This window comes from Exiguobacterium sp. s161 (assembly GCF_018619045.1).
Lineage (GTDB): Bacteria > Bacillota > Bacilli > Exiguobacteriales > Exiguobacteriaceae > Exiguobacterium_A > Exiguobacterium_A indicum.
Window position 1 is genome coordinate 1 of record NZ_JACSNH010000017.1, and the last position, 1,054, is coordinate 1,054.

Annotated in this window: 1 protein-coding gene; it reads right to left on the bottom strand. The window is 46.4% G+C overall.

From position 1 onward, the window contains the following. Positions 1–9 precede the first annotated feature (9 nt). Positions 10–948 (bottom strand): IS30 family transposase, encoded by a 939-nt coding sequence (locus tag KNQ14_RS16570; RefSeq protein ID WP_214861865.1) that lies wholly within the window; start codon positions 946–948, stop codon positions 10–12. Positions 949–1,054: the final 106 nt, after the last annotated feature.

Below are 1,054 nucleotides of genomic sequence, written 5' to 3' on the forward strand. Positions count from 1 at the left end.
GACGGTTTGTCAAATTAAGCGCAACACTTCTTCGGAAAAGACCTCGTATGCAGTTTTCCAATCCAAACACTTTCTTGGTCGATTGTTGATTCTAGAAAGTGCGTAATCTAATTCTGTCTTGTTGATCATTCCGAAGTTGGTTCCCTTTGGGAAGAACTCACGGAGAAGACCATTTGCATTCTCATTGCTGCCACGTTGCCATGAAGAATAGGGGTCCGCAAAGTACATTGGGATACCAAGAGAGTCCTGTATCCGTTCGTGACAGCTGAACTCCTTACCGCGATCCGTCGTCATGGTTTGAAACGTTCCCGATGGGAAAGAAGAGTAAAGTGTTCGGATGGCATGTTCCATCGAGTGAGAAGAACGGTCGACCATCGGTAGTACGATATAGAACCGACTTTTACGTTCGATGAATGTCGCGACACACGCCTTTGTCTGCCCTCGTCCTGATACGACAGTATCCAACTCCCAATGCCCGAACGTTTCTCGACCCCGGACGTCCGACGGACGTTTACTGATCGGAATCCCGATGTTGAAGCGACCTCTTGTCTCACGTGGCTGTAGGCGCTTTCCTTTTTGTCGTAAAACGCCTAAATCGCTCTTGATGAATCCTTTATATATCCATCGATAGATTGTACTGTACGATGGTCCATGTTCGTGAAAGAGCCGTCCTGCGATCTGTTCGGGAGACCATGTCTCTCGCAGTTTCGAAAGGATACATGAGCCAAGCGAAGCGCTGAACATCGTGCGTGCTCCACAATTCTTTTTTTGCATCTCATAACGCCGTCCGGCGTTGATCGCATTGTAGGAAGGATTCCGTCTGAGCTCACGTGAAATCGTGGACGGCTGTCGTCCAAGATGCTGAGCGATCTTTCGCATTGAAAATCCAAGCTCTAGATAAGTTTCAATTTTGACTCTTTCTGATGTGGTAAGATGAACATAGCTCATAACGAATCCTCCGTTGAATTTTGTGTGGTAACTCTATTCTACACGAGGTCGTTATGGGTTTTTTTGTGTTTTCAGCTAGGTGTTGCACTTAATATTACAATTCGTC